The following is a 14154-nucleotide window of genomic DNA, read 5'->3' on the forward strand; positions in this document are numbered from 1 at the left end:
GCTACGTTCGCAATCATCACCGCGTTAGGCTCAGTCACCGTGCAACCGATCCATGTGGCTCCCAGCGTCCCCGCCCGAATGGTGGTGCTGGCTTCAGGCACCGGTTCGCTACTCGAGTCGCTGCTGGCCGCGGCGGTAGAGGACTACCCCGCGCGGGTGGTTGCCGTCGGCACCGACCGCGACTGCCGGGCGGTGGAGATCGCCGCGGCGGCGGGGTTGCCGGTGTTCACCGTCCGGATGGGTGACTATCCGAACCGGGCGGCATGGGATCTTGCGCTGACCGAGGCCACCGCGGCCCACAGCCCGGATCTGGTGGTCTCGGCGGGCTTCATGAAAATCCTGGGCTCGCACTTCCTGTCCCGGTTTCTGGGGCGCACCGTCAACACCCACCCGGCACTGCTGCCTGCCTTCCCGGGAGCGCACGCGGTGCCCGAGGCGTTGGCCTACGGGGTTAAGGTCACCGGCTGCACCGTGCACCTGGTGGACGCCGGCACCGACACCGGCCCGGTGCTGGCCCAAGAACCGGTCGCGGTGCTCGACGGCGACGACGAAGACTCTTTGCATGAACGCATCAAGAAAGTGGAGCGCAAGCTCCTGGTTGACGTACTGGCCGCATTGGCGACCGGCGGCGTGACCTGGAACGGACGAAAGGCAACCCTAGGATGACCGACGGCAAGCGACCGATTCGTCGGGCGTTGATCAGTGTCTACGACAAGACTGGACTGGTCGACCTGGCCGCCGGCCTGCACGCCGCCGGCGTGGATATCGTCTCCACCGGATCCACCGCCAAGTCGATAGCGGCCAAGGGCATTCCGGTGACGCCGGTGGAGCAGGTGACCGGCTTCCCGGAGGTGCTCGACGGCCGAGTCAAGACTTTGCACCCCCGAGTGCACGCCGGGTTGCTGGCCGACCTGCGCAAGCCCGAGCATGCCGCGGCGCTCGACGAGCTGGAGATCGCAGCGTTCGAGCTGGTGGTGGTCAACCTGTACCCGTTCAGCGAGACCGTGGATTCCGGCGCCGGCGAGGACGAGTGCGTCGAGCAGATCGACATCGGCGGGCCCTCGATGATCCGGGCGGCGGCCAAGAACCACCCCAGCGTCGCGGTAGTGGTCGATCCGCTCGGCTACGAGGGTGTGCTGGCTGCGGTCAACGCCGGCGGCTTCACCCTCGAAGAGCGGAAGCGTTTGGCGTCACTGGCATTTCGGCACACCGCCGAGTACGACGTCGCGGTCGCCAGTTGGATGTCGACGACGCTGGCACCCTTCGAACAGGCCGGAGAGCCGCGCCAGGCGCTGCCGGAGTGGTACGGGCGCACCTATCGTCGGGCTGCGCAGCTGCGCTACGGCGAGAACCCGCACCAGCAAGCCGCTCTCTACTGTGACGCCGGCGCGTGGCCGGGCTTGGCTCAGGCCGAGCAGCTGCACGGAAAAGAGATGTCCTACAACAACTTCACCGATGCTGATGCCGCGTGGCGCGCCGCGTTCGATCACGAAGAGACGTGCGTGGCCATCATCAAGCACGCCAACCCGTGCGGCATCGCAGTCTCGGCGACGTCGGTGGCCGATGCCCACCGCAAGGCCCACGAGTGTGACCCGTTGAGCGCGTTCGGCGGTGTCATCGCGGCCAACACCGAGGTCAGCGTGGAGATGGCGGAGTACGTCAGCACCATCTTCACCGAGGTGATCGTTGCACCGGCCTACCAGGCCGGTGCCGTCGAGATCTTGTCGCGCAAGAAGAACATCCGGGTGCTGCTGGCCTCTGAGCCGCTGCGCGGCGGCACCGAATGGCGCCAGATCAGCGGTGGGCTGTTGATGCAGAGCCGCGACGGCCTCGACGCTGCCGGCGACAACCCGGCGAACTGGACACTGGCCACCGGGTCACCTGCCGATGCGGCCACGCTGGCCGACCTGGTCTTCGCGTGGCGGGCCTGCCGCGCGGTCAAATCCAACGCGATCGTGGTCGCCGCCGACGGTGCCACCATCGGCGTGGGCATGGGCCAGGTCAACCGGGTCGACGCGGCCCGGCTGGCGGTGGAGCGCGGTGGCGAGCGGGTTGCCGGCGCGGTGGCCGCCTCGGATGCGTTCTTCCCGTTCCCCGATGGACTGCAGACGCTGACCGCCGCCGGGGTGAAGGCGATCGTGCACCCGGGCGGCTCGGTGCGCGACGACGAGGTGACTGCGGCGGCGGCCGAGGCCGGGATCACGCTGTACCTGACGGGGGCTCGGCACTTCGCGCACTGAGCTAAGGCCCGTCGTCTTCGTCAGCACCGGAACCGTTGTCGCCCAGCAGTTTTTCGGGGTGATGGTAGTGGTTGGTGCGGGGTTGACCTCTGTCGAGGTGGGGTGGGGGCAGAGTCTGGGTGGTCCCGTCGTGGCGCTTGCGGGTTTTCCAACCGCCTGAGGTGATGAGTTGGTGGTGGGGGCCGCAGCGCAGGGTCAGGTCAGTGATGTCGGTGCGCCTGGTTTTGGCGTAATCGTGGTCGTGATGGACTTCGCAGTGGTAGCCCGATATGGGGCAGCCCGGGTGGGAACAGCCGCGTTCTTTGGCGTACAGCACGATGCGTTGGGCGGGGTTGGCCAGGCGTTTGGTGTGGAATAGGGCGAGTTCTTTGGCGCCGTCGTAGATCCGCAAGTAGTGATGCGCGTGGCTGGCCATGGCGATCACGTCGCGCATCGGTAGCCAGGTGCCGCCGCCGGTGTGGGCTTTGCCGGTGCCGGCTTCCAGGTCGGCCAGGGTGGCCGAGACGATGATGGTGGCCGGTAAGCCGTTGTGCTGACCGAGGTCCCCGGAGGCCAGCAGGGCGCGGCCCAGGGCGGTGAGGGCGTCATGGTTGCGTTGCGGCGCACTGCGGGTGTCGGCTTCGATGGCGGCTTGCGAGGGGGTGCCGGCGGTGCACGGAGTCGCATCGTTGGGGTTGCACATGCCGGGGCCGGCCCATCGCGCGAGTACGGCATCGAGGGTGGCGCGTGCTTGCGGATCGAGGTAGCCCTTGATCAGGGTCATGCCGTTGCGGTCTTGGGGGCCGAGTGTCAGGCCGCGTCTTTTGGCGCGATCGTCTTCGGTGTAGTTACCGTCGGGATGCAGGTGATCGGCCAGCCGTTGGGCAAGTTTGGCGAGTTCGTCGGGGCGACAGTCCGTACCCAATGCGGTGAGGTGCTGTTCGGCCTGGGTCAAGGTCCCCGCGTCGACCTGCGCGGGTAGGTAGGTGAAGAAGGAGCGGATCACCGCGATGTGGGGGGCGCCGATCTTTCCCGCACGTTGGGCGGTGGCCGCGCTCGGTAATACCGGTTCCAGGGTTTCACCGGTCATGGACCGGCGCGGTCCCAGCTCGGCGGCCTCCGCCAGACGCCGCCCGGCCTCCCCACGGGTGATGTGGAGTTCGTCGGCCAGCACCCAGCGGGGCTTGCCGCCCAACTCGGCGGGGTCGGTGTCGGCGAGCCGGTTGACCAGCGGATGCTCTGCTGCGGGAAGGCGCCGCCGCAGCCGTTCGCAGCGCTGAAGCAGTGCCAGGCATTCCCGCGGCGTCAGTGCGTCGAAGTCCAGGTCCAGCGCCCGGTCCAGGTCGGCAGCCAGCGCGTCGAACACCTCGACGACCGCTTCCCGACTACTCGAACGCATGTGCTAATACTATGGCGCCCGTCCGGGATTGGCGCAGACAGAACGCGAATCTGTGGATCAAGCCCCGACTGGGGATAACTGCCCTGGATCGACCCCTTGACAGAAAGATTGTCAGCGCTCACTATCTATTTCAACCTCGAAGTTGGGAGACGTAGTGGCCTATGACCTGATCATCCGCAACGGACTGTGGTTCGACGGCCTGGGCAACGCCCCGCAGGTCCGCACCCTGGGCATTCGCGACGGTGTCGTCGCCGACATCGTCGCTGGGGAGCTGGATGAGTCCGGCTGCCCGGAGGTGATCGACGCGGCCGGCAAGTGGGTGGTCCCGGGCTTCATCGACGTGCACACCCACTACGACGCCGAGGTGCTGCTGGATCCGGGCCTGCGGGAATCGGTGCGCCACGGCGTCACCACGGTGCTGCTGGGCAACTGCTCGTTGTCGACGGTGTACGCCGAGTCCGAGGACGCCGCCGACCTGTTCAGCCGGGTCGAGGCGGTCCCGCGCAAATTCGTGCTGGACGCGCTGCAGTCCAAGAAGACCTGGTCCACGCCCGCCGAGTACGTGCGCGCCCTCGAGGAGTTGCCGCTCGGACCCAACATCAGCTCGATGCTCGGCCACTCGGATCTGCGGACCGCGGTGCTCGGCTTGGACCGCGCCACCACCGACGGCGTCGTCCCGACCGATGCCGAGCTGGAGAAGATGGCCACGCTGCTCGATCAGGGCCTTGAAGCCGGACTGTTGGGTATGTCCGGGATGGACGCCCCCATCGACAAGCTCGACGGCGACCGGTTCCGGTCCAGGGCGCTGCCGTCGACGTTCGCCACCTGGCGGGAGCGCCGGCGGTTGATCAAGGTGCTGCGCAAACGCGGCCGGATGCTGCAGAGCGCGCCAGACGTCCGAAACCCGTTGACGGCGTTGAACTTCTTCCTGACCAGCAGCGGCATGTTCGGCCGGCGACGCGGGGTCCGGATGAGCCTGCTGGTCTCCGCGGACGCCAAGTCGGCACCGGGCGCAGTGCGGGTCTTCGGTCCCGGTGCCCGGCTGCTCAACGCCGTGCTCGGGTCCAGCGTGCGGTTCCAGCACCTGCCGGTGCCGTTCGAGTTGTATTCCGACGGAATCGATCTGCCGGTGTTCGAGGAATTCGGTGCGGGAACCGCCGCGCTGCACCTGCGCGACCAGTTGGAGCGCAACGCGCTGCTGGCCGACACCGAATACCGCCGCAAGTTCCGCAAGGCATTCGACCGCAAGAAGCTGGGTCCGTCGTTGTGGCACCGCGACTTCCATGACGCGGTGATCGTCGAATGCCCGGATGTCGGCCTGGTCGGCAAGAGCTTCGGGCAGATCGCCGAGGAACGCGGGCTGCACCCGTTGGATGCGTTCCTCGATGTGTTGGTGGACAACGGTGAACGCAACGTCCGCTGGACCACGATCGTCGCCAACCACCGGCCCAAGCAGCTGGACAAGTTGGCCAACGAGCCGGTGATCCACATGGGGTTCTCCGACGCCGGAGCGCACCTGCGCAACATGGCTTTCTACAACTTCTCGCTGCGCCTGCTCAAGCGCGTTCGCGACGCCGAGGCGGCCGGGCGGCCGTTCATGAGCGTCCAGCGGGCGGTGTACCGGCTGACTTCCGAGGTCGCCGACTGGTTCGGGTTCGACGCCGGCACACTGCGTAAGGGCGACCGCGCGGATTTCGTGGTGATCGACCCGGCCGGTCTGACCGACGCCGTCGACGGCTACCACGAGGAGAAGGTGCCGTTCTACGGCGACCTGAGCCGGATGGTCAACCGCAACGACGATGCGGTGGTCGTGACCGGCGTGGGTGGCACCGTGGTGTTCCGCAACGGGCAGTTCTGCGACGGCTACGGAGCGACGGTGAAGTCCGGCCGTTTCCTGCGCGCCGGATCCCGTGAGCTGCAATCGGTCTAGCGCATGGCCAGAACTCAGCAGGAGCGCCGCGAGACAACCGTCGCTGGATTGCTCGACGCCAGCATCGCCACCATCTCCGAGATCGGCTACGCCCGGGCGTCGGCCAAGGTGATCGCCGCGCGCGCCGGGGTATCCGATGGGGCGTTGTTCCGCCACTTCGGCACCATGGGCGACTTCATGGCGGCTACCGCGCAGGAGGTGCTGCGACGTCAGCTGGAGCTGTTTGGGAAACAGGTCGCTCAGATCCCGGCGGACGTGCCGGCGCTGGAGGCGGTGTTGACGGTACTGCGTGACTTGACCGCCAACGCCACCAATGCGGTGGTCTACGAGCTGCTGATCGCCGCGCGCACCGACGACAAACTGCGCACCGTCTTGCAGGACGTGCTGGCCGACTACAGCGACAAGATCTGCGACGCCGCCCGGGCGATTCCCACCGCGGACGCATTTCCGCCGGAGCTCTTCCCGAATCTGGTTGCGTTGCTTACCAACACCTTCGATGGTGCGGCAATCGTGCGCGCGGTGCTGCCGCAACCCGAGATCGAGGCCAACCGCATTCCGCTGCTGCTGGCCCTATTGCAGGGGCAGGCCTAGGCGCCGAGAGTCGACTCGGCGCTGGGCGCAGCGTCGGCCACCGCGTAGTCCACGAAGTCGGCGATCTCGGCGACTGCCCGCCGAGCGTCGGGGTTGAAGTCGAAGGTGAGCTGGAACATGTGCAACGCACGGTCCCAGACCTGAACCCAGTTCGGTACGCCGGCGGCGGTCAGCTTGTCGGCCAGCACGAAGGTGTCGTTGCGCAGCATCTCGTCGTTGCCGACCTGCAGCAGGAACGGTCCCAGCCCGCGCAGCTCCGCCTCTGGTGGCATCACCGGCAGCTCACGGGTGCCGTTCACGGTGGCGAACACCCGGTAGATGAACATGAACGCCATGAACGGGAAGAACGGGTCGCGGTGGGTGCGTGCGGCCTCTCGTTTGATCTCCATGTCCGACGACGTCAGCGGTGACATCAAGACCTGAGCTGCGGGCGCCGGCAGCCCGGCATCGCGGGCGGCCAGGGCGGTGTTCACCGCCATCAGCCCGCCAGCTGAATCTCCGGCCACCACAATGCGATCCGCGGTGAAACCGGCGTCCAGCACGCGGCGGTAGGCGCACAGGCCGTCGGCGACAGCCTCGTCGATGCCGGCCAGCGGCGCCAAGCGGTAGCCGACGTTGAACACCTTCGCGCCGGTGACCGCGGAGAGCTTGCTGGCGAAACGGCGGTGCGAATTGAGGCCCAGCGTCACCAGCGCCGAACCGTGGAAATAGACGATCACCCGGTTCGAGTCGCGAGCCTCCGGTGCCACCACCCACTCCGCCGGGCAGTCGGTCAACCGCTCCGGTGTCACCTCGGTGCCCGGCAGTGCCCGGATGTAGCGCATCGGCTGGTCGATGAGATCGAGGCGGGCGCGCTGCAAGCCTGCCGGCCAGAACCGGTTGACGACCATGCCGACCAACGTCAGCACTGCGATCGAAGTGCGCAGAAAGATGGCTGCGGCCGCGGCCAGCAGTCGGGCCTGCCAGGAGGCCGGACCGAAGTAGGTCTGAGCCGGTCGTTCACGCCATTCCGGAAAGTTCACGGTACCCAGGGTATCGGGTATTGGGTGTCCGGATAAACGCAGGACATCGTGACGGACTTTCGCGCCCGTCGTAGCGTGGAGTGGTGACCGCGCCGAATGCCCCGCACGATCTGCCCAAAACTCTCGGTGAGCTGCGTGCCGCCGGCCATCGCGAAAGGGGGGTCAAGCAGGAGATCGCCGAGAACCTGTTGGCCCGGCTCGGTGACGGTGACGACGCCGCAGCCATCTGGCCCGGCATCTTCGGGTTTGACGACACCGTGCTGCCGCAACTGGAGCGGGCGCTGATCGCCGGTCACGACATGGTGCTGCTCGGCGAGCGGGGCCAGGGCAAGACGCGGCTGTTGCGGGCGCTGACCGGGCTGCTCGACGAGTGGACCCCGGTGATCGCCGGCGCCGAACTCGGCGAGCACCCGTATTCGCCGATCACGCCGGAGTCGATTCGCCGGGCCGCCGAGCTCGGTGACGACCTGCCGGTGGCGTGGCGGCACCGCAGCGAGCGCTACACCGAGAAACTGGCCACCCCCGACACCAGCGTCGCCGACCTGGTCGGCGACATCGACCCGATCAAGGTGGCCGAGGGGCGCAGCCTGGGTGACCCCGAGACCATCGCCTACGGACTGATCCCGCGGGCGCACCGCGGCGTGGTCGCCGTCAACGAACTGCCCGACCTCGCCGAGCGCATCCAGGTGGCGATGCTCAACGTGATGGAGGAGCGCGACATCCAGGTGCGCGGCTACACGCTGCGGCTGCCGCTGGATGTGCTGGTGGTCGCCAGCGCCAACCCGGAGGACTACACCAACCGCGGCCGCATCATCACCCCGCTGAAGGACCGCTTCGGCGCCGAGATCCGCACCCACTACCCGCTGGAACTCGACGCCGAGGTCGGCGTGATCGCCCAAGAGGCGCATCTGAGCGCGCAGGTGCCCGACTACCTGCTGGCGGTACTGGCCCGATTCGCCCGCTACCTGCGTGAGTCTCGCTCGGTGGATCAGCGCTCCGGCGTCTCGGCGCGCTTCGCGATCGCCGCCGCGGAGACCGTCGCGGCCTCGGCGCGGCACCGCGGCGCGCTGCTGGGCGAAACCGATCCGGTGGCGCGAGTGGTGGACTTGAGCACGATCGTCGACGTGTTGCGCGGCAAACTGGAATTCGAATCCGGGGAGGAGGGCCGCGAGCAGGCAGTGCTGGAGCACCTGCTGCGCCGAGCCACCGCCGATACCGCATCGCGGGCCTTGGGCGGGATCGACGTGGGCCCGCTGGTGGCGGCGGTCGAGAACGCGACGGTGACTACGGGGGAGCGGATCTCAGCCAAGGCGGTGCTGGCGGCGTTGCCGGACCTGCCGGTGATCGATGCCGTCGCGCAGCGCCTGGGTGCGGAATCCGACGGCGAACGCGCCGCGGCGCTCGAGTTGGCCTTGGAAGCATTGTATTTGGCCAAGCGCATCGACAAGACCTCCGACGAGGGCGAAACCGTCTATGGCTAGAAGCCACGCCTCCCGGTATTCGGCCTACTCCGGTGGGCCGGATCCGTTGGCGCCGCCGGTCGACCTGGCCGAGGCGCTGGAGGAGATCGGGCGCGACGTCATGGAGGGGACCTCGCCACGGCGGGCGCTGCAAGAGCTGCTGCGCCGCGGCACCAAGAACCTGACCGGAGCCGACCAGCTGGCCGCCGAGGCGCAACGGCGTCGTCGGGAATTGTTGCGCCGCAACAACTTGGACGGAACCCTGGCCGAGGTCAAGAAGCTGCTTGACGAAGCGGTGCTCGCCGAACGCAAAGAACTGGCCCGCGCGCTCGACGACGACGCGCGCTTCGCCGAGATGCAGATCGAGGGGCTGTCGCCGTCGCCGGCCAAAGCGGTGCAGGAGCTGGCCGACTACGACTGGCGCAGCAGCGAGGCCCGCGAATCCTACGAGAAGATCAAAGACCTGCTTGGCCGCGAGATGCTCGACCAGCGTTTCTCCGGCATGAAGCAGGCACTGGAAGGCGCCACCGACGCCGACCGGCAACGGGTCAGCGACATGCTCGACGACCTCAACGACCTGTTGGACAAGCACTCTCGCGGCGAAGATACTCAGCAAGACTTTCAGCAGTTCATGGACAAGCACGGCGAGTTCTTCCCGGAGAACCCGCGCAATGTCGAGGAGTTGCTGGATTCGCTGGCCCAGCGGGCGGCCGCAGCGCAGCGCTTCCGCAACAGCCTGAGCGCCGAGCAGCGTGCCGAGCTGGATGCGTTGGCCGAGCAGGCGTTCGGCTCCCCGGCCTTGCAGCAGGCGCTGGGGCGACTCGATGCTCATCTGCAGGCGGCGCGGCCGGGAGAGGACTGGACCGGCTCGTCGGAGTTCTCCGGCAACAACCCGCTCGGCATGGGGGAGGGCGCCCAGGCCCTGGCCGATATCGCCGAGCTCGAGCAGCTGGCCGAGCAGCTGTCGCAGGCGTATCCGGGCGCGAGCATGGATGACGTCGACCTTGACGCACTGGCCCGCCAACTCGGCGACCAGGCTGCCGTGGACGCGCGCACCCTGGCCGAGCTGGAACGTGCGTTGCTCAACCAAGGGTTCCTGGACCGCAGCTCCGACGGGCAGTGGCGGCTGTCGCCGAAGGCGATGCGCAGGCTCGGCGAGACCGCGCTACGCGATGTGGCGCGGCAACTTTCGGGGCGCCGCGGCGAACGCGACCACCGGCGGGCCGGGGCGGCCGGCGAGCTCACCGGGGCGACCCGGCCCTGGCAGTTCGGCGACACCGAGCCGTGGAACGTCACCCGGACCCTGACCAACAGTGTGCTGCGCCAAGTAGCCGAACCGGGCACGGCCGCCACTCGTAGTCGGCTGTCGATCAGCGTCGACGACGTCGAGGTCTCCGAGACCGAGACCCGCACCCAGTCTGCTGTTGCGCTGCTGGTGGACACGTCCTTCTCGATGGTGATGGACAACCGCTGGCTGCCGATGAAGCGCACCGCGCTGGCGTTGAACCACCTGATCAGCACTCGGTTCCGTTCAGATGCGTTGCAGATCATCGCGTTCGGCCGCTACGCGCGCACGGTGACCGCCGCTGAGCTGACCGGCTTGGAAGGCGTCTACGAGCAGGGCACCAATCTGCACCATGCGCTGGCGCTGGCCGGTCGGCACCTGCGTCGCCACCCCAACGCCCAGCCGGTGGTGCTGGTGGTCACCGACGGAGAGCCGACGGCACACTTGGAGGACTATGACGGCCGCGGTACGACGGGCCCCTCGGTGTTCTTCGATTACCCGCCCCACCCGCGGACCATCGCCCACACCGTCAGGGGCTTCGACGACGTCGCCCGGCTCGGTGCCCAGGTGACGATCTTCCGGCTCGGCGATGATCCCGGGCTGGCCCGCTTCATCGACCAGGTGGCACGGCGGGTCCAGGGCCGGGTGGTAGTGCCCGAACTCGACGGCCTGGGCGCGGCGGTGGTCGGCGACTACCTGAGGTCGCGGCGCCGCTAGACAGTGCTCGGCCGAGCGGTCACCGGGACAGTAGCCGGCGCTTTTGGGCGGCGAACTCCTCGCCGGTCAGATAGCCGGCGTCGTGCAGTTCGCCGAGTTCGCGGATCCCGGCCGCCAGCTCGGCCACCGAGGTCAGCGGAGAATGCGCCGCCGCCACCGCTGTCTGCTCTGCCGAATCCGAGGACGGCTTGCCGGCCCCTGTGGACGCGGCGGCCGCCGTCGCCTTCCCGGAATCCGAGCGGCGCTGGTTCATGGCGCCGGCCAACGCACTGCCGCCCATACCGGCCAGGGCCATCTGGCCGAATGCCGTTCCCAGCCCAGCCGGCGACGTGGGGGCAGCGCCCAGCGGCGTCGAGAAACTGGCATGGCGGATCTCGGGGGCCAGCTCGGCCCAACTGATGGGCGTCGAGAGCGCCCCGAGCGGGAACCCCTCGCCCCTGGACGCCACCACCGGGACGTGCGGGATGCGCAGCGCATCCGTGCTCGGCAGTTCCGCGACTCCACCCAACTGGCCCAACGCCTCCAAGATGCTGCGCTGGCCGCCACGCAGGATGTCCTGGGTGTCGAAGATCTCTTGGGAGTCCTGCTCCGCGAAATGCATTGCCGCGCCCGCCAGGAAGACACCGAGGATCGACATCGGCAGGGCGATCCCAAGGGCGGTCTCGTCGGCGATGACGCCCATCCAGTCGAAGAATCCAGAAGGGATGTCGGTCGGCAACGCCATGCCGGGCAACCCCGGCGTGGCCTCCGCCGAGCCGGGCCCGGCCAGTGTGGAGGCCAATCGTGACGACACCGTCTGCGCGAGGTTGGCGGCGGGATTGCCCTGAGCGCCGGTCTGGCTGACTGGTCCCGCGGGGTTACTGGTCTGCGGCGGCGGCGCGAACGGCTCAAGCTCCCTGGCGGTCGTCGACAGCGCCGAGTAGCTGTACATCGCGGTGGCGTCCTGCGCCCACATTTCGCCGTACTGGGCTTCGGTGGCCGCGATCGCCGCGGCATTCTGGCCCAGCAGATTGGTGGCCAGCAACGTCAGCAACTGAGCGCGGTTAGCCGCGATGATCGACGGAGGAACCGTCAGGGCGAACGCGGCCTCGTAGGCGGCCACCGCCGCTTTGGCTTGTAGGGCAGTCTGTTCCGCCTGTCCGGCGGTGGTGTTCAACCACGCCACGAACGGGGTGGCCGCGGCCGTCATCGCCGCCGACGAGGGGCCCGACCATGCCCCGCTGGTCAATTCGGCAACCACGGACTCGTAACCTGCTGCCGCCGTATGCAGTTCAGCCGCCAATCCGCTCCAGGCAGTCGCAGCGGCGAGCATCGGCCCCGAGCCGACGCCGAGGTACATGAGGCCGGAGTTGACTTCCGGCGGCAACGCCGCGAAATTCATTGCCCGTGCACGCCCGCGGCGACGTTCGCCAGCGCGGCGGAACCGGGCGCTGGGGGTACCTCCCGCTTGCGGGGGACGGGACGCCGCGCTCGGGAACAGCGGTCCATTGCAGTTGCATCCCTCCGGTCACGGGTCGGTGGTGGTGTGATCCGTCGATCTAACTCGCCCGGCGCTCCACAGGGGGCTCGACACTCCGGGGCGGCAAACACCTCGACCATGGCGTCAAGGCCGACGATGCGCTGGGCGTACCACCATTCTCCGAGCCCGAACCGGTGACTCGCCATGGTGTTTGACACCCAATCGCGCGCTGCGGTGACCCGTATGGACATTGTGTGTCGCGCAGACCAGGGTGGTGGTATGAGCCGTTGGACTGGGCTCGTCGACCGATTTCGGCGGCGGGCGAGCGCGCCCGCGCGGGGGTTTATTCGGCGTGTCGTCCTGATCAACGGTTTGGTCTTCACCTTCGGCACCCTGGTGCTGGCCATGTCACCTGCCACCGTTTCGGGGCCAGTCAGATTGACCGAGATCCCGGTGCTGGTCATCGGGCTGGCAGTCGTGGTGGGGGCCAACGCCCTGCTGTTGCGGTCAAGCCTGGCCCCGCTGGACCGCCTCGCCGCGTCCATGCGGCGGGTGGATCTGCTCCGGCACACCGACCGGGTGGACGATACCGGCGACAGTGATCTGCACCATCTCATGGCGTCGTTCAACGCCATGCTGGACCGGCTGGAAACCGAACGAGCCTCCTCGAGTGCTTTGGTGCTGGCCGCGCAGGAGAACGAGCGGCAGCGGATCGCCCGGGAGCTGCACGATGAGATCGGCCAGACCCTCACCGTTGCCCTGCTCACCCTCAAACGAGCTGTCGACGCCGCGCCGGACGGAATACGCGGTGACCTCGCGGACGCGCAGGAGATCGTGCGGGCCAGTCTCGACGAAGTGCGCGACATTGCGCGACGGCTGCGCCCGGATGCCTTGGAAGACCTCGGCCTACAGAGTGCACTGCAGGCGCTGTGCAACCAGTTCACCCAGGCGAGCGGTATTGACGTCGTCAAAGACATTGGCCCGCAAGCGGAACGGTTGAATCCCAACGTGGAGTTGGTGTGCTACCGCATCGTGCAGGAGAGCTTGACCAATATCGCCCGGCACTCCGGTGCGCAGAAAGTGTGGCTGGATTTGCACGTCGATGCAGCGGGGGAGCTGACCCTGCGGATTTCCGATGACGGCACGGGCGGGATGAGCGCAGAAGGTGCGGGCATCACCGGAATGCGCGAGCGCGCACTGCTGGTGCACGGCACCCTGACCATCACCTCGTCGGCCGACCAAGGTACCGAAATCCGGCTGGTGGTGCCGGCCCGGCCGGGGGTGGGACGGTCATGATGCCGACCCAGCCGGCACGCATCCTGCTGGCCGACGATCACGCCCTGATGCGCAGTGGGCTGCGGATGATCCTGGACGCCGAACCCGACCTGTCCGTCGTCGCCGAGGCCGCCGATGGGGCCGAGGCGCTCGCAGTGTTGCAGGAAACCCCCGTCGACCTGGCTATTCTGGACATCGCGATGCCACGGATGACGGGATTGCAGGCCGCCCGCGAGATCAACCGCAACCATCCCCACGTGCGGGTGCTGATGCTGTCGATGCACGACAACGAGCAGTATTTCTTCGAAGCCCTCAAGGCCGGCGCGTCGGGCTACGTCTTGAAGTCGGTGGCCGACCGCGACCTGCTCGAGGCCTGCCGGGCGACGATTCGCGGTGAGCCGTTTCTCTACGCCGGGGCGGTGACCGCGCTGATTCGGGACTACCTGCATCGGGCGCGGCACGGCAATACGTTGCCGGAAACCATCCTCACGCCGCGTGAAGAGGAAGTCCTCAAGTTGATCGCCGAGGGCTTCTCGGCCCGGGAGATCGCCAAGACGCTCGGCATCAGCGCCAAGACAGTGGACCGGCACCGGACCAACACCCTGCAGAAATTGGGCCTGCGTGACCGCCTGGCACTCACCCGGTACGCGATCAGGACCGGGCTGATCGAGCCGTAGCGGCGTTCGCAAGCGCGGCGGAGCCGGGCGCAGCGGGACGCCGCCCGAGCCGTAGCAGCGGGACGCCGCCCCCGGCCGTAATGGGTGTTTAACCCCCCGCCGAATGGGGGTTGTATTCCA

General features: G+C 68.0%; 11 protein-coding genes. 8 read left to right on the top strand and 3 right to left on the bottom strand.

Annotated features, from left to right (window positions below; translation table 11 throughout):
* Nucleotides 1-78 precede the first annotated feature (78 nt).
* Together purN and purH are read left to right on the top strand one after the other, a co-directional pair.
* Nucleotides 79-666, top strand: coding sequence for a phosphoribosylglycinamide formyltransferase (gene purN, locus ACKY0W_RS04745; RefSeq protein WP_409437651.1), 588 nt, complete (start codon nucleotides 79-81; stop codon nucleotides 664-666).
* A complete protein-coding gene (gene purH / locus ACKY0W_RS04750) occupies nucleotides 663-2240 on the top strand; it encodes a bifunctional phosphoribosylaminoimidazolecarboxamide formyltransferase/IMP cyclohydrolase (protein ID WP_409436609.1) in 1578 nt (525 codons plus the stop codon). The genes purN and purH overlap by 4 nt, the downstream gene beginning before the upstream one ends.
* Before the next feature lies 1 nt (nucleotide 2241).
* Here the strand turns inward: purH and ACKY0W_RS04755 are convergent, their stop codons facing one another.
* Nucleotides 2242-3618 (bottom strand): HNH endonuclease signature motif containing protein, encoded by a 1377-nt coding sequence (locus ACKY0W_RS04755; RefSeq protein WP_409436610.1) that lies wholly within the window; start codon nucleotides 3616-3618, stop codon nucleotides 2242-2244.
* Nucleotides 3619-3745: 127 nt separating this feature from the next.
* On the opposite strand from ACKY0W_RS04755, the gene ACKY0W_RS04760 reads away from it, so the two are divergent.
* Both ACKY0W_RS04760 and ACKY0W_RS04765 read left to right on the top strand, forming a co-directional pair.
* Nucleotides 3746-5548: an N-acyl-D-amino-acid deacylase family protein gene (locus ACKY0W_RS04760; protein ID WP_409437652.1), complete on the top strand. Its 1803-nt coding sequence runs from the start codon at nucleotides 3746-3748 to the stop codon at nucleotides 5546-5548.
* Nucleotides 5549-5551: 3 nt separating this feature from the next.
* Nucleotides 5552-6139 (top strand): TetR/AcrR family transcriptional regulator, encoded by a 588-nt coding sequence (locus ACKY0W_RS04765; protein ID WP_406756070.1) that lies wholly within the window; start codon nucleotides 5552-5554, stop codon nucleotides 6137-6139.
* On the opposite strand, the gene ACKY0W_RS04770 is transcribed toward ACKY0W_RS04765, so the two are convergent.
* Nucleotides 6136-7161, bottom strand: coding sequence for an alpha/beta hydrolase (locus ACKY0W_RS04770; RefSeq protein ID WP_409436611.1), 1026 nt, complete (start codon nucleotides 7159-7161; stop codon nucleotides 6136-6138). The two genes, ACKY0W_RS04765 and ACKY0W_RS04770, sit on opposite strands and share 4 nt — an antisense overlap.
* An 83-nt stretch (nucleotides 7162-7244) precedes the next feature.
* Here ACKY0W_RS04770 and ACKY0W_RS04775 point away from each other — a divergent pair, with 83 nt between their 5' ends.
* On the top strand, nucleotides 7245-8642 hold the full coding sequence (locus ACKY0W_RS04775; RefSeq protein ID WP_409436612.1) for a sigma 54-interacting transcriptional regulator: 1398 nt from the start codon (nucleotides 7245-7247) through the stop codon (nucleotides 8640-8642).
* Nucleotides 8635-10623, top strand: a complete 1989-nt coding sequence (locus ACKY0W_RS04780) for a vWA domain-containing protein (RefSeq protein WP_409436613.1) — start codon at nucleotides 8635-8637, stop codon at nucleotides 10621-10623. Before ACKY0W_RS04775 ends, ACKY0W_RS04780 begins: the two co-directional genes overlap by 8 nt.
* A 19-nt stretch (nucleotides 10624-10642) precedes the next feature.
* Here ACKY0W_RS04780 and ACKY0W_RS04785 read toward each other — a convergent pair whose 3' ends face one another.
* Entirely contained in the window at nucleotides 10643-12004 is a 1362-nt protein-coding gene (locus tag ACKY0W_RS04785; RefSeq protein ID WP_409436614.1) for a PPE family protein, SVP subgroup, read from the bottom strand.
* A 357-nt stretch (nucleotides 12005-12361) separates the two neighbouring features.
* Here ACKY0W_RS04785 and ACKY0W_RS04790 point away from each other — a divergent pair, with 357 nt between their 5' ends.
* Complete coding sequence (locus ACKY0W_RS04790; protein WP_409436615.1) at nucleotides 12362-13378, top strand: histidine kinase; 1017 nt, start codon at nucleotides 12362-12364, stop codon at nucleotides 13376-13378.
* Entirely contained in the window at nucleotides 13378-14034 is a 657-nt protein-coding gene (locus ACKY0W_RS04795; protein ID WP_024443568.1) for a response regulator transcription factor, read from the top strand. Before ACKY0W_RS04790 ends, ACKY0W_RS04795 begins: the two co-directional genes overlap by 1 nt.
* Nucleotides 14035-14154: the final 120 nt, after the last annotated feature.

The sequence above is a fragment of the Mycobacterium sp. SMC-14 genome, assembly GCF_046250075.1.
In the GTDB taxonomy this organism is placed as follows: Bacteria; Actinomycetota; Actinomycetes; order Mycobacteriales; family Mycobacteriaceae; genus Mycobacterium.